Source organism: Amycolatopsis sp. FBCC-B4732, from assembly GCF_023008405.1.
Taxonomy (GTDB): Bacteria; Actinomycetota; Actinomycetes; order Mycobacteriales; family Pseudonocardiaceae; genus Amycolatopsis; species Amycolatopsis pretoriensis_A.
Window position 1 is genome coordinate 6,764,660 of record NZ_CP095376.1, and the last position, 19,281, is coordinate 6,783,940.

The 19,281-nt window shown below is 73.3% G+C and carries 17 protein-coding genes; 4 read left to right on the plus strand and 13 right to left on the minus strand.

What is annotated here, in order from left to right; genetic code table 11:
• Positions 1-230 precede the first annotated feature (230 nt).
• The 8 genes from MUY14_RS29640 to MUY14_RS29675 all read right to left on the minus strand — a co-directional run bounded on the left by MUY14_RS29640 (position 231) and on the right by MUY14_RS29675 (position 8,424).
• Positions 231-1,184 carry a GlxA family transcriptional regulator gene (locus MUY14_RS29640; protein ID WP_247014080.1) on the minus strand — a complete coding sequence of 318 codons (954 nt, stop codon included), beginning with the start codon at positions 1,182-1,184 and terminating at the stop codon, positions 231-233.
• 22 nt (positions 1,185-1,206) lie between these two features.
• Positions 1,207-1,773 (minus strand): TetR/AcrR family transcriptional regulator, encoded by a 567-nt coding sequence (locus MUY14_RS29645; protein ID WP_247014082.1) that lies wholly within the window; start codon positions 1,771-1,773, stop codon positions 1,207-1,209.
• A gap of 60 nt (positions 1,774-1,833) precedes the next feature.
• A complete protein-coding gene (locus MUY14_RS29650) occupies positions 1,834-3,147 on the minus strand; it encodes an ABC transporter substrate-binding protein (protein ID WP_247014084.1) in 1,314 nt (437 codons plus the stop codon).
• Positions 3,134-4,210 carry a branched-chain amino acid ABC transporter permease gene (locus MUY14_RS29655; RefSeq protein WP_247014086.1) on the minus strand — a complete coding sequence of 359 codons (1,077 nt, stop codon included), beginning with the start codon at positions 4,208-4,210 and terminating at the stop codon, positions 3,134-3,136. The genes MUY14_RS29650 and MUY14_RS29655 overlap by 14 nt, the downstream gene beginning before the upstream one ends.
• A complete protein-coding gene (locus MUY14_RS29660; RefSeq protein WP_247014088.1) occupies positions 4,207-5,058 on the minus strand; it encodes a branched-chain amino acid ABC transporter permease in 852 nt (283 codons plus the stop codon). Before MUY14_RS29660 ends, MUY14_RS29655 begins: the two co-directional genes overlap by 4 nt.
• Before the next feature lie 38 nt (positions 5,059-5,096).
• Positions 5,097-5,804, minus strand: coding sequence for an ABC transporter ATP-binding protein (locus MUY14_RS29665; RefSeq protein ID WP_247014090.1), 708 nt, complete (start codon positions 5,802-5,804; stop codon positions 5,097-5,099).
• Positions 5,797-6,618, minus strand: coding sequence for an ABC transporter ATP-binding protein (locus MUY14_RS29670; protein WP_247014092.1), 822 nt, complete (start codon positions 6,616-6,618; stop codon positions 5,797-5,799). Before MUY14_RS29670 ends, MUY14_RS29665 begins: the two co-directional genes overlap by 8 nt.
• An 828-nt stretch (positions 6,619-7,446) precedes the next feature.
• Positions 7,447-8,424: an ABC transporter substrate-binding protein gene (locus tag MUY14_RS29675; RefSeq protein ID WP_247014094.1), complete on the minus strand. Its 978-nt coding sequence runs from the start codon at positions 8,422-8,424 to the stop codon at positions 7,447-7,449.
• Positions 8,425-8,724: 300 nt separating this feature from the next.
• Here MUY14_RS29675 and MUY14_RS29680 point away from each other — a divergent pair, with 300 nt between their 5' ends.
• Entirely contained in the window at positions 8,725-9,639 is a 915-nt protein-coding gene (locus MUY14_RS29680) for a kelch repeat-containing protein (protein WP_247014096.1), read from the plus strand.
• On the opposite strand, the gene MUY14_RS29685 is transcribed toward MUY14_RS29680, so the two are convergent.
• Positions 9,602-10,852, minus strand: coding sequence for an MFS transporter (locus tag MUY14_RS29685; RefSeq protein ID WP_247014098.1), 1,251 nt, complete (start codon positions 10,850-10,852; stop codon positions 9,602-9,604). The genes MUY14_RS29680 and MUY14_RS29685 overlap by 38 nt on opposite strands.
• Positions 10,853-10,961: 109 nt before the next feature.
• On the opposite strand from MUY14_RS29685, the gene MUY14_RS29690 reads away from it, so the two are divergent.
• Positions 10,962-11,390, plus strand: coding sequence for a hypothetical protein (locus MUY14_RS29690; RefSeq protein ID WP_247014100.1), 429 nt, complete (start codon positions 10,962-10,964; stop codon positions 11,388-11,390).
• On the opposite strand, the gene MUY14_RS29695 is transcribed toward MUY14_RS29690, so the two are convergent.
• The gene (locus MUY14_RS29695; protein WP_247014102.1) at positions 11,327-11,953 is read right to left on the minus strand and encodes a thioesterase II family protein; all 627 of its coding nucleotides are present in this window, start codon (positions 11,951-11,953) and stop codon (positions 11,327-11,329) included. The genes MUY14_RS29690 and MUY14_RS29695 overlap by 64 nt on opposite strands.
• An 85-nt stretch (positions 11,954-12,038) precedes the next feature.
• Here MUY14_RS29695 and MUY14_RS29700 point away from each other — a divergent pair, with 85 nt between their 5' ends.
• On the plus strand, positions 12,039-15,128 hold the full coding sequence (locus tag MUY14_RS29700; protein WP_247014104.1) for a BTAD domain-containing putative transcriptional regulator: 3,090 nt from the start codon (positions 12,039-12,041) through the stop codon (positions 15,126-15,128).
• 48 nt (positions 15,129-15,176) lie between these two features.
• Positions 15,177-15,947, plus strand: coding sequence for a GntR family transcriptional regulator (locus MUY14_RS29705; protein WP_247014106.1), 771 nt, complete (start codon positions 15,177-15,179; stop codon positions 15,945-15,947).
• Positions 15,948-15,956: 9 nt separating this feature from the next.
• Here MUY14_RS29705 and MUY14_RS29710 read toward each other — a convergent pair whose 3' ends face one another.
• Genes MUY14_RS29710 through MUY14_RS29720 form a run of 3 tightly spaced genes read right to left on the minus strand, consistent with a single transcriptional unit; the run spans position 15,957 to position 19,277 of the window.
• Positions 15,957-17,264 (minus strand): hypothetical protein, encoded by a 1,308-nt coding sequence (locus MUY14_RS29710; protein ID WP_247014108.1) that lies wholly within the window; start codon positions 17,262-17,264, stop codon positions 15,957-15,959.
• Positions 17,261-17,650, minus strand: a complete 390-nt coding sequence (locus MUY14_RS29715; RefSeq protein ID WP_247014111.1) for a PTS sugar transporter subunit IIA — start codon at positions 17,648-17,650, stop codon at positions 17,261-17,263. Before MUY14_RS29715 ends, MUY14_RS29710 begins: the two co-directional genes overlap by 4 nt.
• A 10-nt stretch (positions 17,651-17,660) precedes the next feature.
• Positions 17,661-19,277: a PTS system mannose/fructose/sorbose family transporter subunit IID gene (locus MUY14_RS29720; protein WP_247014113.1), complete on the minus strand. Its 1,617-nt coding sequence runs from the start codon at positions 19,275-19,277 to the stop codon at positions 17,661-17,663.
• Positions 19,278-19,281 lie beyond the last annotated feature (4 nt).

Genomic DNA, 19,281 nt, shown 5'->3' on the forward strand with positions numbered 1-19,281 from the left:
GAAAACTCGCCCGGAACACCTACGGGCCCCACCCCACCGGCCGCAGCCGGCACACCACCACCCGAAGTCACCCACCGCCGTCCGAAAGCTCACCCCGAACACCTACGGACCACACCCCACCGGCCGCAGCCGGCACGCCGCCACCCGAAGTCAGCCGCTGCCCGAACGCCCGTCCCCGAACGCCTGCGGACTCCACCGCCTGACCGCAGCCGGCACGCCACCACCCGAAATCACCCGCCCGCCCCCGCCGCCCGGAAACTCGCCCGGTACGCCTGCGGGCTCCTCCCCACCACCCGCTTGAACCGCTCCCGGAACGCCGTCGGCGACCCGAACCCCACTTGCCCCGCGATCCGGTCCACCGGCTCGCCCGTCGCCTCCAGCAGGTGCTGTGCCCGCCGCACCCGGGCGCGCAGCAGCCACTGCAGCGGGGTCGTGCCCGTCTGCTCGCGGAACCGGCGGTTGAGCGTGCGCGTGCTCATCCCCGCGTGCCCCGCGATGCCCGGCAGCGTCAGCTCCGCCGCGCAGTTCTCCTCCAGCCACGCCAGCAGCGGCTCCAGCTCGGACCCGCGCGGGGCCGGCGGGGTGTCGTGGACGATGAACTGGGCCTGCCCGCCCTCCCGTTCCAGCGGCATCACCGACATCCGGGCCGCGGCGGCCGCCACCGCCGAACCGTGGTCGCGGCGGACCAGGTGGAGGCACAGGTCGAGGCCCGCCGCCGCGCCCGCCGAGCTCAGGATCCGGCCGTTGTCCACGTACAGCACGTCCGGGTCGACCTCGACCGCCGGGTGCAGGCGGGCCAGCTCGGGGGCCGCCGCCCAGTGGGTCGTCGCGCGCAGGCCGTCCAGCAGGCCCGTCTCCGCCAGGATGAACGCGCCCGAGCAGATCGACGCGATCCGCGCGCCCCGCTCGGCCGCCGCGCGCAGCGCCGTCACCACCGGGGCCGGGACCGGCGGGTTCGCCGAGCGGCCCGGGACGATGACCGTGTCCGCGGTCGCCAGCCCGGTCAGGTCCCACGGCGGCCGCAGCGTGAACGCGCCCGCGTCCACCTCCGGTGCCGGGGCGCAGATCCGGACCTCGTAGGCGGGCGAGCCGTCGAGGAGCCGGGTTCGCGAGAAGGTCTCGATGGGGGTCGCCAGGTCGAACGGGACGACCTGGTCCAGCGCGAGGACCGCCACGATGTGCATGGTCCCCACGATAGATCGTCCACTAAGGACGGAGACTGCACAGCATCAGGTTCGCGAAGTGCTCGCCGACCTGCTCCCCCGACAGCTCGCCGTCGGCGTGGTACCACATGCCGAGCCGGTGGATGGCGCCGAAGTGGTAGTTGATCACCAGGTCGGCCGGGACGTCGGCGCGGAAGGTACCGGTCCGCTGCCCTTCGGCGACCAGGTCGCGCACGCGCTCGTGGTAGGTGCGCCGCTCGGCGCGCACCTGGACCTGCTTGGACTTCTCCAGCAGCGGGAACGACTGGAAGAACACGGTCGCCGCGTCCAGGTCGGCGATGCTCGTCACGACGACGTCGACGATGATCGCGTGCAGCCGCTCCGGCAGCGGCAGGTCCGACTCCGCGATCGTCACCATCCGCCGCGTCTGCATCCGCAGCATCGCCACGTAGATCTCGAAGAGCAGGTCGTCCTTGGACTCGAAGTAGTGGTAGAGACCACCCTTGGTGACGCCGGCGGCTTCGACGATCTCGCGGACCGTCGTCGCCTCGAAGCCCTTCTCGGCGAACAGCCGGACCGCCGCCCGCACGACCTTCTCCCTGACCGTCATGTCGCCACCCTATGTGAGCGGGGGGCCGGCCCGCGGCACCGCCGCGAACCGGCCCGTTCCTCACTTGCTCAGCAGGTTCACCTGCTCCGGGGTGGCGCGTTCACCGGTGTACGCCGTGATGGCCCCGGTACCCCGGTCGGTGACGGACGGTGGCTGGATGATCGCCGTCGTGGTGTCCGGGTTGATCTTGAAGACGTACGCGCCGGTGTACCCCGCGTGCGATTCCTTCGAGAACCCGAACGGGGTCAGGCCCGGGCCCTTGAGCGACCCGGAGCTCATCGCGTCGACGAGCTTCTGCCGCGTCGGGTCCGGCCCGGCGGCCTTGAGCGCCTGCCCGAACGTGTAGGCCTGCACCATGCCGAACAGCACGGTGTTCGTGAACGGCTCCTTCGGGATGTACTTGTCGTGGAGGCCCTTGAAGTAGGCGACCCACGGGTCCGACGTCTGGGCGACGTCCGGCAGGTAGCCGGTGCCGATCAGGCCGGCCAGCAGCTGCCCGCTGGAAACGCTGGCGCCGCCGCGCTTGGCGAAGTCCTGCAGCAGCCCGGACAGTGTCGCCGGGTCCGCGCCGATGCTGCTGACGACGAACTGCGGCTGGTAGCCGATCTTCGCCGCGGCCAGGATCGACAGCGCGGTGAACGCCGGGATGCAGGCGCAGACGACGACCTCGGCGCCGGCCGCCTTCAGCGCGGACAGCTGCGGCGTGACGTCGGTGTTCGCGCTGTCGTAGCCCTGCCGGACGACGGTCTGGTCCTTGACGAACTGGTCCAGCCCGGCCTGCGTGTCGCGGCCGACGTCGTCGTTCTGCGTGAAGTAGCCGACCTTCTTGCCCGCGAAGGTGTTCTTGATGTACTGGCCCTGGATCTTGCCCTCGCGCGTGTAGTCCACCTGGTACCCGAAGGTCATCGGCGCCTTCTGCGGGTTGTCCCAGGCGAGCGCGCCCGACGACACGAGCAGGTCCGGCACGCCCTCGGCGTTGAGGTAGTCGACGACCTTGGAGTGCGTCGGCGTGCCCAGCCCGCCGACGATCGCGAACACCTTGTCCTGCAGGACGAGCTTCTTCACCACCTCGACGGTCTTCGTCGGGTTGTAGCCGTCGTCCTCGACCTTGTAGTCGATCTTCCGGCCGTTGATCCCGCCGCCGTCGTTGATCGCCTGGTAGACCGCGCGGGCGCCGACGGAGATCTTGCTGTACCCCGGCGCGGCCGGCCCGGTCAGCGGCTGGTGCGTGCCGATCACGACGCTGTCCTTGGTGACGCCGACGGCGGAGTCCGCGGCCTGCTGGCCGCCGCCGTCGCTCTCCCCCGCGCCGCCGCACGCGGTCAGCGCCAAGGCGAGGGCGAGGAAACCCGCGCCGTACCTAGTGGTTCTCATGGTTCTCCTTCTTTTCGGCGGGCTTGGGGAGGAGTGTGCGGAGCCGCTGGAAACCGCCCTGGATGCCGCGCGGGAAGGCGAGCACGACGACGATGAGGATCACGCCGTACACCGCGAGCGGGAGGTTGTTGGCGACGTCGGTGTTCAGGTGCAGCACGTCGGCGAGGTCCTCGGACCAGGCCTGGAAGTACACGAGCGCGACCGCGCCCCACAGCGCGCCCCACAGCGACCCGAGCCCGCCCAGCACCACGGCCGCCAGCAGGCTCAGCGACAACGCGGGCGTGAACGACCCCGGCGCGGCGGTGCCGAGCAGGAACGCCTGCAGGCCACCGGCGAGCCCGCCGCACACCGCGCTGACCAGGAACGCGAGGATCTTGGTGCGCCCGACGGCGATCCCGCTCAGCGACGCGGCGACCTCGTCGTCGCGGACCGCGCGGAAGTCGCGCCCGAGCCGGCCGCGGACGATGTTGACCACCAGCACCAGCGCGATGAGCACGCTGAGCCAGACGATCCAGGTCTGCCAGCGCAGTTCCGGCACGAGACCGACCACACCGGACGGTCTGCTGTGGACGGTGAAGCTCAACCCGTTGCTGCCGCCCAGGAAGTCCGGGAACTTGCGGGTCAGCGCGGGCAGGCCGACGGCCAGCGCGAGCGTCGCGCCGGCGAGGTACGGCCCGCGCAACCGGGCCGCGGCGGCGCCGGCCAGCAGCCCGGCGAACCCCCCGGCCGCGCTGGCCAGCAGCAGGTCGGCCCACAGCGGGAACGACGGCACCTTGTTCACCAGTAGCGCCACCGTGTACGCGCCGATGAACATGAACGCGCCGTGCCCCAGCGAAACCTGGCCGGTGAGGCCGGTCAGCAACGTCAGCCCGGCCACCGCGATCAGGTAGTAGCCGATCGTCGCGATCCGCAGGTTGGTGAACTCGTCGGTCACCAGCGTCAGCACGACGACGACGGCGAAGGCCGCCAGCGCGAAGAGGACGTGGCGGACCAGCGGCGGCAGCGTGCGCTTCTTCCGCACGGCCGGCGCGGTGGTCCGGGGAAGACTGGTGCGCACGCTCATACCCGCCTCGCCTTCGCCCGGCCGAACAACCCGCTCGGGCGCACGGAAAGCACGATCACCAGGATCGCCAGCGCGGCGATGGTCACCATCTCCGGTCCCAGGTAGCCGGACACATAGGACAGTCCGACGCCGAGGACGAACCCGCCCGCGATGGTGCCCAGCGGATTGTCGAGACCGCCGAGCACCGCCGCGGTGAGCGCGTAGACGAAGACACCGTCCAGCACGTTCGGGAAGAGGAACGGTGGGGTGGCGAGCAATCCGGCCAGCGAGCCGACCGCCGCCGCCATGCCCCAGCCGACGGTGAGCATCAGCCCGACCCGCACGCCGAGGGTGCGGGCGACGTCCGGCGCGAAGGCGGCCGCCCGCATCCGCAACCCCAGCGGCGTGTACTTGAACACGACGAGCACGAGCGCGGCGATGGCGAGCACGATCAGCACGACGAACAGGTCGTTGGCGGAGAACCGGCCGCGGAAGTCGAAGGCGTAGGGGAACGCCAGCGGCTCGTTGGACCAGATCATGCCCGCGATCGCTTGCAGCACCAGCAAAAGCCCGAGCGTGACGATGATCGAACTCAGCTCGGAGCGGTGCCGCAGCGGCCGGATCAGCAGCCGTTCGGTGGCGACGCCGAGCACGGTCCCGGCGACGATCGCGACGGCGAAGCCGAGCCAATAGCTGCCCGTCGCCTTGGTCACCGAGTACGCGAGGTACGTCGAAATCAGGGCGAGGGCGGGTTGCGCGAAGTTCACCACCCGGGTGGCCCGGTAGATGATGACCAGTGCGAGCCCGAGCGCCGCGTACACCGCGCCGGCCGAGATCCCGCCGAGGGTCAGATCGAAGAAGTCCTGCATACCGGACCGGTCACCTCCTGCTGGGTGGATCGGAAGCCTCAGAAACCGAGGTAGGCGTGGCGGAGGCCGTCGTCGGCCAGGAGTTCCGCCGCGGTGTCGACGGCCACGACCCGGCCGAGCGCGAGGACGTACCCGCGATCGGCGATGGACAGCGCGCTGTGCGCGTTCTGCTCGACGAGCACGACGGTCAGCCCGGTCGAGGCCCGCAGGTCCCGCAGGATCCCCATGATCCGCGCGGTGATCAGCGGCGCGAGCCCCAGCGACGGCTCGTCCAGCAATAGGAGCCCGGGCCTGCTCATCAGCGCGCGGCCGATGGCGAGCATCTGCCGTTCGCCGCCGGACAGCGTCGACGCGAATTTCCCCGAACGTTCCCGCAGCGGCGGGAAGAGCTCGTAGACCTCGTCACGCGCGGCCGCGCGATCGGCGCGGTCCCGCCGCCACAGCGCACCCAGCCGGAGGTTCTCGTCGACGGTCAGCTCGGTGATCACGCCGCCGCCTTCGGGCACGTGCGCGACCCCGCCGCGGGCGATCCGGTCCGGCGCCCGGCCGGTGAGTTCCTCGCCGTTCCAGGAGATCCGGCCGGCGCGGGCGGGCTGCAGGCCGCTGATCGTGCGCAGCAACGTGGTCTTGCCGGCGCCGTTCGCCCCGAGCACGGCGGTGATCCCGCCCCGCTCGACGGTGAGGCCGACGCCGTCGAGCGCGTCGACGGCGCCGTAGGCCACGGAAAGGCCGTCGATCTCAAGCACCGGGCGCCTCCTCGGCGGGGTCGCCGAGGTAGGCCTCGGCCACGCGGGGGTCGGCCTGGATCTCGGCCGGGGTGCCCGCCGCGATCACCTCGCCGAAGTTCAGCACCACGACGCGGTCGCAGACCTGCATGACCAGGTCCATGTGGTGTTCGACGAGCACGACGGCCATGTGCCGCCGCAGCGAAAGGATCAGTGTGGAGAGCTCGACGAGTTCGGCGGCCGAGAGCCCGCTCGCGGGTTCGTCGAGCAGGAGCAGGTCGGGTTCGGCGACGAGCGCCCTGGCGAGTGCGACGCGTTTTCGCACCCCGTAGGGCAGAACGCCGGGAAGCCGGTCGGCGAGGTCGGCGATGCCCAGTTCCCCGAGGGTCGCCCGCGCCCGCCCGGCGAGGTCGGCTTCGTCGCGCGCGGACCGCCCGGCCCCGACGAGCGCGGGGAGCACCCCGGTGCGAGCGTGCCGGCCCGCGCCGGCCATCACGTTCTCCAGCACCGTCAGCCCCGGGAAGAGCCCGAGCCCCTGCAGGGTCCGCACGATCCCGAGGCCCGCCAGGTGTTCCGGGCGGTGCCGGACCAGCGGCTCCCCGCGCCACAGCACGCGCCCCGCCTGCGGCCGCACGAACCCGCAGACGACGTTGAAGAGCGTCGTCTTGCCCGCGCCGTTCGGCCCGATGACCCCGACGACGGTCCCGGCGTCGACGCTCAGCCGGACGTCGTGCAACGCGGTGAGCCCGCCGAAGCGCACGGTGAGGCCGTCGACCACGAGGAGGTCCTCGCCGGGCAGCGCCTCGCCGGAACCCGCCTCGCCAAGAAGTGTCATCGATGACTCTCCTGTCTCACCATGTGGATCAGGCCGTACCGCGCGGTCGGTATGAAGAGGGTGGAGGGCAGCGGCGGTGAAGTCAAGGTGCGAACCACCGAAACCGGGCGCTCCGGGAATTTTCACAAAGCGCGCGCTTAGTGGTATTCGGTACCGGGGAGTAACGGCAGCGCGGGTGAAGTCGGGGCGGCGCGCGGGTTCGGGTCCGAGGTGCCGGGTCGCCGGGGGTGGGCGGGTCGCGAATGAGTCATTCGGGACCACTGAGGCCGCGAATGAGTCATTCGCGGCGCCTGTGGAGCTCCCGCCGGGCGGTCGGCGCCGGCTGCCTGGCGCCGGAGACTCGCGGCCCCTTACCCGGCCGCCTGAGCGGCCGGGGCCGGTCAGCCCGGCGGCCCCGCCGGGGCGGCGGCTGGCCGTAGGGCGGTAGCTGGCTGGCAGGCGGGCGAGCGGCGGCGAGCGCGAAACGGGCAGGCAGGCAGCTCGCGGCGGGCCGCAGCTAGCAGACGGGCAGCTGGCAGGCGGGCGGCTGGCCGCCGGGGCGGCAGCTGCCAGGCATGCAGGCGAGCGGGCGGCGGCGAGCGCGAAACGGGCAGGCGGGCAGCTAACGGCAGGCGGCAGCTCGCGGCGGGCCGCAGCTGGCAGGCGGGCAGCTATCGGCGGGCACGCGGCTCGCGGGCAGCTGGCGGCGGAGCAGCTGGCGGGCACGCGGCACGCGGGCAGCAGGCAGCGGCACAGCGAAGGGCGGGCGGCCGGCGGGCGGCTAACGAGCGGCGGCACGACGAAGGGCGGGCACGCCTCAGCGCACCCGCCCTTCCAAGCTCCCCGGCCTCAGCCGGTACTGGCCTGCGGAGCGATCATCGAAGATGCGTCGATCTTCGTCTGCACCACACCCAGCTGCTGCAACAGGTCCGGCACCCGCTGGATGCGCCGGGCGTCCAACGTGGACCCGAACGCCGGCATCACCATCAGGCTCGCGATGTCCTGGTCCACCCGCGCGTTCCGCACCACCAACGGCTCCACCCGCGCCCGGTCCACCGCCGCACGCGTGGCGTTGAGCATCGCCCGCTGGAACGCCGCCAAGGTCTTCGGGTGATCCCTGGCCCACTTGGCCGTGGCGCCGTAGCCGGTCAACGGGAACGCCTGCGTGCTGCCGCTCGCCGCGTCGATCACCGGGTACGCGCCGGCCGTCTTGGCGGCCTGCGTCAGGAATGGTTCCGGCTGGTAGGCGGCGTCGACGCGGCCCTGGGCCAGTGCCGCGCCCATCTCCGGCAGGGGCATCGGGACCCACGTCACCTTGTCCGCGTCGATGCCGTGGTCGCGCATCACCGAGCGGGTCAGGACGTCGGAAGCCGCGTTCTTCGAGCTGATCGCGATCCGCTTGCCGCTCAGGTCGTTGACCGTCTTCACCGGGGAGTTCGGGACCGTGACGACTTCGTTGCTGCGCGGGCTCGCCGAGGTGGCGTCGGAGATCAGCTTCAGGTCCGCCGTGCCGCTGCTCTTGGCCAGGAAGAACAGGGTGTACGTCGAGAGCGCGAGGTCGTCCTTGCCGTCCACCATGCGGGTCAGCGTGTCCTGGCCGCTGGCGCCGATGTCGGTCTGCACCTCGAGGCCTTCGGCCTTGAAGTAGCCGCCTTCCTGCGCCAGCCACAGCGTGGCGAGGTCGACGGTGGTGAGGATCGCGACCCGGATGGACGGTTTTTCGACGCCGCCGCCGGTCTTCGTCCCGCCGAGCTGGCTGCACCCGCTCAGCAGCAGGGCGGCGGCGGCGAACACGGCGAACCGGCGGGTCGAGGCGCGTCTGGGCATGGCACTCCTCGGGAATGAATCCTCGTGCGTGGGGAATCCGGCTCGTAAAGCCGTGGTCCGCGGACTGTAGATGACGATTTCCGCGCCCGCAATCACGTTGCCGAGAATTGCGACCGCGGTGATCACGTGCGGAAACAAACCAACGAGGAGCTCGCACACAGCGTGATCGTCGTCCGCCATCCGGCCGAGCGCACTGCGACGTCTGATCGTCACCGGTACTGCTCCGAAGGCGTAAATCGCGGACGCCGTAACGAAGCGGATCACCACGGAGACTCTGGGCGGCAAAAGAGGGTGGAAACGATGAACGAATGGAAGTACCGGCCGCCGCTGCTCTCGCCCCGGTTCGGCCACGAGGTGGCGGCCGTCGGGGACGACCTCTTCGTCCTCGGCGGCACCGACGGCGAAGTCGGCTACAGCTCGGTCGAGACGCGCCACGCCCGCGGCGACGGGGAGTGGCACTACGTCAGCCCGATGCCCGTCGCGCGGGGGAACTTCGCGGCCGGGGTCGTGGCCGGGATCGTCTACGCCGCAGGCGGAACCGGCCCCGGCGGCAGCGCACTGGACGCCGTCGACCGCTACGACCCCGAACGCGACGAGTGGGGCCCGGCGCCCGCGCTGCCCGTCCCGCTGGCCGCCGCTTCGGCCGCCGGGCTGGACGGCCGGCTGTACGTCGCGGGCGGCGTGGTCGGGGACGCCGATCCCGCGGAGCACGCCACCGACGCCGTCCACGTGCTGGACCCGGCCGGCCCCCGCCCGCACTGGGTGCCGGTGGCGCCGATGCCGACCCCGCGGGCGCGGTTCCGGCTCGTGGCCACCGCGACGCACCTGTACGCGATCGGCGGCCTGCCGAGCCGGAGCCAGGACGCGCTCGCCTCGATCGAGCGCTATTGCCCGGAATCCGACCGCTGGGAAGCCGTGGCCCCGATGCACAAGCGCCGCGGCGCGCCCGGCGCCGCCGTGGTGGGCAACCGGATCGTGGTCACCGGCGGCGGTCCCGCCCCGGTCGGGGACCCGACGGCCCGCGACCGCACGGCCGAGGTCTTCGACGCCGGCACGGGTTACTGGCTGCTGCTGGGCACGCTGCTCCCCCACGGCCGGGCGTCGCTGGTGTGCGCGGCGGCGTCGGCGCACCGGATCCTGGCGATCGGCGGGAGCGCGAACACCTACGGCAGCGTGGTCACGATCCCGGACGTGCTGTCGCTGAAGCTGCCTTGACCGCGAACCGGCGCAGCCCCGGCGTACCGGCGCCGACGGCCACCACCGCCGCCACGCACAGCAGGCCGCCGCTGACCAGCGCGAACGTCCCCGACGTCACGCCGGCCACCAGGCCGCCGCGCAGGTTGCCGACGTCCGGGCCCGCCTGCCCGACGATCTGCTCCGCCGCCGCCACCCGGCCGAGCAGCGCGTCGGGGGTGTTGAGCTGGACCAGCGCGCCGCGGGAGACCACCGAAACCGTGTCCGCCGCGCCCGCCAGCACCAGGCACGCCAGTCCGAGCCACGGGCCCGGCGCCAGCCCGAACGCCGTCAGCGCGACGCCCCACGCGGCCGAGCCCGCGAGCATCACCCGGCCCGGCCGCGGGAGCCGGGTGAACGCCCCCGAGAACACCGACGCCACCACGCCGCCGACCGCGATGGCCGACAGGAACAGGCCGAGCGTGCGCGGGTTGCCGCCGAAGTGCTCTTCGTTGACCAGCGGGAACAGGCTGATCGGCATGGACAGGACGGTCGCGGCGAGGTCGGTGAGCAGCGCCCCGCGCACGACCGGGGTCCGCACCAGGAACGCCAGCCCGTCGAGCACGCCGCGCAGGCCCGGGCGCGACAGCTCGCCGTCGGGCCGCATCGCCGGGAGGCCGAAGAGGCCGTAGAACGCCAGGCCGAACGTGAGCGCGTCGACGACGTAGCAGCCGCCGACGCCGAGCCAGCCGAGCAGGAGGCCGCCGAGCGCCGGGCCGAGCAGCATCGAGCCCTGGAAGGCGATCCGGTTCAGCGCGAGCCCCGCGGGCAGCTGCTCCGGCGGCAGCAGCCGGGGGACGAACGTGCGCCCGGCCGGCCCGCCGCCGGCGACGAAGCAGGACTGGACGCCCACCAGCCCCAGCACCCCGAGCACCGGCACCCCGCCCACGAACCCCTGCACGGCCAGCAGCACCGAGCAGCCGGCCTGCCCCGCCGTCATGACGATGGCGAACTTCCGGCGGTCGACGCGGTCCACGAGCGTCCCGGCGAACAGGCCGAACACGATGACGGGCAGGGCCTGCGCGAGCCCGACCGCACCGGTCCAGACGGTGCTCCCGGTCTGCTCCCAGACCTGGAACATCACGGCGACCAGCGTCATCTGGGCGCCGAAGCCGGAGAACACCCGGCCCAGCCAGAGCCGGCGGAACGCGGGCGACGCGCGCAGCGGGGTGATGTCGACCAAGGAGCGAAGCACGGGCCGAATCGTAACAGCGCTTATACGTCTGCCGGGCGCGGTCCGGGGAAGTGGTTTGAAAGTCGCGTCGGGCAGCATCGGCCGCACCCCGAACGCAAGAGGAGTCACCATGAAAGCCGGTGCAATCCACGCCGTCATCGGCACGGCCGTCCTGGGGGCGGTCGTCCTCGCACCCCCCGCCGAAGCGGCCGGAACCGGCGCCCAGGTGGTGGCGGCGAGCTGCACCGCGGGCCCGTTCCGCGGCACCGTCTCGGTCACCTACCAGCCGGTCGGCACGACCGAGTACCACCCGGGCGTCGCCACCATCGGTGGCGGCCCGTACATCGGCGACTCGGCGACGTTCACCCTCGACGTCTCCTACGCCGGCGCGGGCACCACCACGTCCGTCTACACCGGGACGTTCACCGGCACGGCGGGCACGAAGCTCAGCGTCCACCTGCCCGACGACGTCAAGGTCCCGCAGGACGTCCCGAGCTACGCCTCCGTCGCGTTCGACGGCGGCGCGAGCCCCTGCACGGCCAGGGCGGAGATCAGGTAGGCCGAGCGCAGGACGGCGTCACGCAGCAGCGCGGCGCTGTCCTGGGCCCGCGCCGGGGTCAGCACGAACCCGGCGCTCGTGTGCTCGCCCCAGCCGGTCATCACGTGCGGTTCGCCGAACCCGCGGATCGGGCACGGCAGCGGGGGCGCCGCCGGTACGTGCGCGTCGCTGACCAGCAGGCTCACGTCGGCGCGGGCCGCCTGCTCGGGCACCGCCCGCGCGGCCCGGTCCGGCGGTGCCTGGTGCGCGACGACGAGTGCCCGCGGGACCCCCAGTCCCGCGGCCACCCGCCGCTGCGCCAGCCGGTAGGCGACCAGCGCGCCGAGCCCGGCCCCGAACAGCACATGTGCCCCGGCGAGCACCCCGGCCAGCTCCGCGGCCAGCGACTCGACGAGCAGCCACATGTCCCGGTACGGATGCTCGTCGTGGCGCTCGCCCCGCCCGGGCAGCTCGACGACGTGCACCGCGATCCGCGGGTCGCGCCAGGCCCGGTAGCGCCCGGCGGCTTCGCCGGTGTCCGGGAAACAGACGAACAGCAAGCGCTGCGGATCATCGGTGTCCACCCGTGGCCTCCCTTCCGGCGTGTCCACAGTTAGGGTCGGCGACGGCACTTCCGTTCCGCTTCGGTCCGCCTTCTGGGGGCAACACGTGCGCTATCGCCTGCTCGGGCCGGTCACGGTCCTCGGCGCCACGGGTGCGTTCCGGCCCGGTGGCCAGAAACAGACGTCCGTGCTGGCCGCGCTGCTGCTCAACCCGAACCGCGTGGTCACCGAAGACCGCCTGATCGACCTGACCTGGGGCGAGAACGCGCCGCCGAGCGTCCGCGGGCGGCTGCAGGTGCACATCTCGGAGCTGCGGAAGCTCCTCGGCCGCGACGTCATCGTGCGGCGCGCGCCCGGCTACGTCATCGAGGTCGGTCCCGGCGAGCGCGACCTCGACGTGTTCGACGACGAGGTCGCCCAGGCCAGGGCCACGGCCGGGCCCGAGGCCGTCGCGCACCTGCGGGCGGCGCTCGCACTGTGGGAGGGCACCCCGCTCGGCGGCGTCAGCGAAGCGCTGACCGAGCACGAGGGCCCGGCGCTGGCCGAGCGCCGGCTCGTCGTGCTGGAGGAGCTGTACGAGCAGGAACTGGCTTCGGGGCGGCACGCCGAAGTCGTCGGCGAGCTGCGGCAGCTCGTCGAAGAGCACCCCTTCCGCGAACGGCTGCGCGCCGCGCTGATGCTCGCGCTGCACCGCTGCGGCCGCACCCCCGAAGCGCTCGAGACGTACACGCGGGCGCACGACCTGCTCGTCGACGAACTGGGCATCGAGCCCGGCCAGGCCCTGCAGGACCTGCGGATGCGGATCCTGCGCGGCGAAGGCGAACCCGAGCCGGCGCCCGCCGCGGCCCCGGTCGCGCCGCGGCCGGCCGAGCTGCCGCTGGACGTCCGCGGGTTCGCCGGCCGCGCGCCCGAACTGGCCACGCTCGACGAACCCGGCGACGTCTGGGTGCTCACCGGCACGGCGGGCGTCGGCAAGACCGCGCTGGCCGTGCACTGGGCCCACACCGCGCGGGCGCGCTACCCCGACGGCCAGCTGTACGTGAACCTGCGCGGCTTCGACGCCGACGACGAGCCGCTCACCCCCGCCGCCGCGCTCGCGCAGCTGCTGCGCACCCTCGGCGTCGACCTGCGGGACGTGCCCCCGGGCCTCGACGACCAGAGCAAGCTCTACCGCTCGCTGCTGGCCGACCGGCAGGCGCTCGTGGTGCTGGACAACGCCCGTGACGCCGCCCAGGTGCTGCCGCTGCTGCCGTCGTCGGGCCGGGTGCTGGTGACCAGCCGCCACCGGCTCGACGAGCTGGTCGCCCGCACCGGCGCGCGGTCGCTGGGCCTGGCGCAGCTGCGCGAGGACGACTCGCAGGCGCTGCTGACCGCCCTGCTCGGTGACCGGACCAGCGCCGAGCCGGAGGCCGCGGCCGAGCTGGCCCGGCTCTGCGGGCACCACCCGCTGGCTCTGCGGATCGCCGCGGCGAACACCGGCGTCGCCAGCATCGGCGAGCTGGTCGAGGAGCTGCGCGGCGACCCGCTGGCCCAGCTCGGCTTCGACGGCGCCGAGGAAAGCGCCGTCGCCAAGGCGTTTTCGGTGTCCTACCAGGCCCTGCCGACCGGGCTGCGGCAGGCGTTCCGGCTGCTCGCGCTGGTTCCGGGCGCCGACTTCACGCCGATCGCCGCGGCCGCGCTGCTGGCCGTGCCGCCCGACGAGGCCGCGCGCCGGCTGCGCGGGCTGGCCGCGGCGAACCTCCTGGAGGCGCACGCGCCCCGCCGCTTCCGCTTCCACGACCTCGCCCGCCGCTACGCCGAGCAGTGCGTCCGGGCCGAGGAGGACGAAGCCGCGCGCGAAGGGGCCTGGGAACGGCTGTTCACCGGCTACTGCGCCGCCGCCGACGCCGCGGTCGCGCTGCTCGGCGCCCGGATCGTTTCGCTGCCCCGCGAAGACGCCCCAGCGGCGCCGAGCCCGATCGCGTTCGCCGACGCCGCGGCCGCCGTGGCCTGGCTCGACGTCGAAGTCCCGAACCTCTCGGCGGCGCTGCGGCAGGCCGCGACGCGCGGGCCGTACCCCGGCGCCTGGTACCTGGCCGACGCCCTGCGGCGGTTCTTCCACGACCACGGCCGCCGCGCGGAGTGGCTCGAACTGGCCCCGATCGTCCTGCGCGCGGCCCGCGACCACGGCGCCCGGCCGGCCGAGGCGCTGGTGCACCTGTCCATCGGCGGCGCGTACTTCCGCGAGGGCCAGCACGAAGCGGGCATCCGGCATTCGGAGAAGGCGGTGCTCGCCAGCCGGGAGTGCGGCTGGCGCGAGTGCGAGGCGACGGCCGTCGCGAACCTGGGCTCGATGCTGGAGTGGACCGGCCGGCTGTCGGAGGCCGTCGAGCACAGCCGCCGCGCGATCCAGCTGTTCCGCGAACTGGCCAACCGGTCCGGCGAAGCGCTCGCGCTGAACTCGCTGAGCTGCCACTACCGCCAGCTCGGCCGGCTGGAGCAGGCGGAGGACTGCCTCGTCGAGGCGATCGCGCTGGCCCGCAAGGAGGACCTGGCGTTCTGGGCGGCGGCGAACCTCGCCGACCTGGGCTGGGTGCTGCTCGCCACCGGACGGCTGGCCGAGGCGGGCGAGGTCCTCGACCAGGCCCTGGCGGCGTTCCGCGACCTCGGCACGAGCTTCGGCGAAGCGACGGCGTTGAACGCGGTGAGCGCGTTGCAGATCGCCCGCGGCGACCACGACGAAGCGGCCCGCACCGCCCAGGCCGCGCTCGACTGCGTCCGCCGCGACGGCGACCGGCAGGTCGAAGCGGCCGCGTTGATCGCGCTGGGCCGCGCGGAGGAAGGCCGCGGCGACCTGCCCGCGGCGGAGCGCGTCCTGCGGGAAGCCCGGGAGCTGACGGCGGAGTCCGGGCTGCGCGGCCAGCTGGCGGAAGCGGCGGCGACGTTGTCCCGGGTGCTGGCCGCAGGCGGCCGCGCCGGCGAGGCGGGCGAACACGCGCGGGCAGCCCTCGACGCGGCGCGCGCGGGCGGGTTCCGCGTGGTCGAGGCGGAGGCACTGCTGGGGCTGGCCGCGGTCGAGGTCGCGGCGGGCCGGTCGACGCTCGCCGACGGCACGGCGCGGGAGTCGCGCTCGCTCTACCGCGCGGTGGGGCACGTCACGGGCGAGGCCGTGGCCGCGGAATTCCTGGCCGGACTGCCCGGGCGCGCCACCGGCTGAGTCGCGGTCGATGCTGTGCCGGGTGCCGCGGCGCGACATACTGAAGGCATGCCCCGTCCGAAACACGTCCCCGCGAGCGATCTCCGCCTCCCGGACGCGCTGCAGCCGGGGCGGCCGAAGGGCGATCAGCTCCGCGAAATCCTCGAAACCGTCGCGACGGAGGCGGGCCCCGGCCGGCTGATGCCGTCGGAGCGGTTCCTCGCCGAGCACTTCCAGGTCGCCCGCGGCACCGTGCGCCAGGAGATCAACCGCCTGGTCGCCGACGGCGTCCTGTACCGCCAGCACGGCACCGCGACCTTCACCGCGGATCGCCAGGCGGCGCACATCGACATGCTGACGTCGTTCACCGAGGACATGAAGGCCCGCGGCGTCGTCCCCAAGACGAAGGTGCTGCACGCCGAGGTGGAGAGCGCGAACCAGCGCATCGCCGGCCGCCTGAACGTGCCACCGGGCGCGCGGGTCTTCCGGCTGGAGCGGCTCCGGTTCGTCGAAGACGAGCCGTTCGCCGTCGAGCGCACCAACCTCTCGGTCGACCGCTTCCCCGGCATCGAGCTGTTCGACTGGGAAACCGAATCACTGCACCGCACGATCGAGGAACGCTGGGACGTCCGCGCCGAGTGGAACGACACGGCGATCTCGGCGGTCCTCCCGAACGCCGGCGACGCGACCCTCCTCGGCATCGAAGCCACCCAGCCGTGCCTGATCATCGAGGGCACGCTGCACGACCAGAGCGGCGGCGTCATCGAGGCGGGACGGTCGCTGTACCGGGCCGACCGCTACACGGTGTTCACCCAGGCCCGGCGCAGCCACGCTTCCTGACCGGCCGGCCTAAGCGGGGCTGAGCCGGTGCGCCCGCAGCACCTTCAGGCAGTGCTCCACCAGCACGTCCGCGGCGTCCGGGCCGAACAACGTCACGTAAGACTCGTAAATCCCGTTCCGGTGCCCTTCGGCGTCCGGCAGGTACCCCAGGTATCCGTCCGTGTAGCCGATCACCCGCGTGTGCCGGAACGGGCTCCCCCGCCGGATCCGCAGCCCCAGTGACGCGAACAGCTCGAACGGCGTGTGCAGCCACGCGATGTCCCCCAGTGACACCACGCTGACCGGAACCTCCGCGCACCCCGTCGGCCGGTCGCTCGCCGCCATCGCCGCGAGCATCGCGCAGCCCTCGTAGCGGGTCTGGGCGATCCGGACCGCCGGGTGGTCCTCGCCGTGGTGGGCCAGCTCCCGCTGCCACTCGGCCTCGGCCGACTCGCGCAGTTCGACGCTGTCCTCGATGGACGGGACGTCGCGGTAGGGCAGGTGCAGCGACGAGCGGGTCAGCCGGACCGGACCGCTCGCGCCGATCGCCGACGCCGCCGCCAGGGTGCGGGCGATCGACGTCGCCAGGTGGCCGCCGAGGGTGCGGACCTCGGCGTGGTCGCGGCCGCGCCGGACGAAACGGGAGCTCGCGTCCCCCGCCGCACCCTGCAGGAACGCCGCCACCGGGCGGCCGATCAGCGCGGCCAGCTCTCTTCGGGTCGCGCCCGGCCAGTCCGCCGACCAGGCCAGGTTGTCCGGGCCGAGCACGGTCGGGTGGCTGGCGTAGTCGAACAGCAGCGCCGCGGGCGTGCCGTCGTCGCGGCTCAGTTCGAGCACCCCGAACGACGTGTCGTGCGGCCCGTCCGGCCGGTAGCGGTTGCCGCCGACGGCCTCGGTCGCCCCGTCGTGCCAGCGCGCCCGGACCCGCGAGCGGCAGGCGTGCAGCCGCAGCGCGGCGCCGGTGACCTTCTCCGCCATCCGGCCGACCAGCCCGGGATCGCGCTCCCCCGGCAGGCCGGGGTGCAGCGGGCCGGTCCAGCCCTCGGGCCCGGAATGCGTGTGCGACGCGCAGACGAGCACCCGCTCCGGCGCGATGCCGACCGCCGCGCCGACCGCGTCGGCCAGGGTGCGGGTGAGGCCGGCGTCGACCGCGAGCGCGTCCAGCGTCACCCACACCACACCCGGGTCGTCCTCGGTGGACAGCCAGATCAGCGACGCTTCGAGCTCGTCGTGCGTGCCGGTCGCGACGCCGTGCCGGGCCAGGTAGCCGCCGAGCGGGTGCCCGGGCCCCGGGGTGATCCGGACGTCTTGCGCGGCGAGCAGGAGTGCGGCGGTCACCAGGTCGATTCCAGGACGTCGACGACGCCGTCGCGGCCGGCAGCGCGGGCCACCCCGGCGAGCTCGGTGACGTCGCCGGTCGTGTGCAGCAGGACCTCCAGCAGCATCGGCAGGTTCAGCCCGGACACCAGCTGGATGCGCGGGTGCCCGGCGGCGAGCACGCGGACGGCGTTGAACGGCGAGCCGCCGTGCAGGTCGGCCAGCACGAGCGCGCCTTCGGCGGCGCCGGCCAGCGCGAGCACCCGGGCGCCGAACTCCTCCGGGCTGTCGCGCGGGCTCAGCTCGCAGACCTTCAGCCGCGCCTGCGGGCCGAGGATCATTTCGGCGGCCTCGCCGACGCCGGACGGCAGCCGCCCGTGGCCGGCCAGGATGATCGGGACGGACATGGCTTTCCCCCTAACTCTTCGCCGGAGCCGACGGCGCGAACCAGCCGAGCCACCCCAGTGCGACCCCGGCGACGACGACGATGCCGATGACCCAGACCGGCCGCAGCCGCATTTTGGCCGTCATGAGGTACACCCCGGCGGTCACCAGCACCGGCAGCAGGAACGGCAGCAGCTCGTCGAGCCGGTCCTGGATCGCCACCGACTGGGTCACCGGCTGCCCCTGGACCGTGGTGGTCTGCCGGTAGGTCAGCGTGGTGACGACCTTGACGATCGACGGGATGAACCCGCCGAGCACGACGAACCCGAGCACGGTCGCCCCCTGCGCGACGCGCGCGAGCGCCCCCGCGGCGAGGTGCCCGGCCAGCCGCTTCCCCTCGCGGTAGGCGAACCCGAACTGCCAGCGCCGCACCAGCGCGTACGGCACGAGCACCATCACGGCGGCGAACGCGGGGCCGAGCCAGTTGCCCTGCAGCGCCCACGACGCGCCCATGGTGAAGACGATGCTGTTGTACAGCGCGAAGACGACGGTGTCGCCGATGCCGGCCAGCGGCCCCATCAGCGCGACCTTGGTGCTCGCCGCCGATTTCGGCGTCCCGGCTTCTTCCAGCGCGACGCTGGAGCCGAGGATCAGCGGGCCGCCGATGAGCACCGAGGTGTTGAAGAACTGCAGGTGCCGCTGCAGGCCGGCGACGTAGTCGGCCTTCTCCGGGTAGAGGCGGCGCAGCACCGGTTCCATCGCGTACGCGAACCCGAGCGCCTGCATCCGCTCGTAGTTCCAGGAGATCTGGCTCGACCAGAAGTAGCGGCGGAACACCCGCCGCAGGTCCTGTTTGGTCAGCCGCGGGTCGACCTCGGCCTCTTCGGCGGGCTCGGGCACGGCGATGGCCGGCTCGTCGCGCTTGAGCGTCACGAACAGCATCGCGACCGCGACGCCGACTAGCGCGATCCCCAGCACCGGCAGCTTCAGGTAGGCGAACCCGACGAAGCCGATCAGCAGCAGGTACCAGTACCGCGACAGCTCCATCATGCCGAGCAGCAGCGCGAAGCCGACCGCCGGCAGCAGCGACCCGGCGAGCGTCATGCCCTGCACGAACCCGGCCGGGATGCTCGCGGTGATGTCCTTGACCAGGCCGCCGGACGCGGCGAGCGCGGCCAGGAACGTCGGGATCGCGCGCACCGCGACCCACGGGACCAGGCTGACCCAGTGGATCGTCGCCAGGCCGCGGGCGTTGCCCTCGGCGGCGTAGGTGTCGGCCCGGTGCACCAGCGCGGTGGTGACCATCTTGCCGACCGGGTCGAGCGCCGAGAGCAGGATCGCGGCCGGCAGCCCGACGCCGATCCCGACGGCGACCTGGGCGGACGTCCCGCCGGCGGCGCCCGCGGCCAGCGCGGTGCCGACGATCGCGCCGGTCTGGTAGTCCGGGATGGTCGCGCCGCCGTAGGTGTAGACGCCGAGCGCGGCGAGCTCGAGCGTGGCGCCGATCATCAGGCCGAGCAGCGGGTTCCCGGTGATCAGCCCGGCCACCGAGCCGGCGATCAGCGGGCGCTGCGCGTAGATCAGGAACGGGCCGAGCCCGTCGTAGGTGCAGTAGATCGCCCAGATGGTCAGGGCCAACGCGACGAGCATGCGG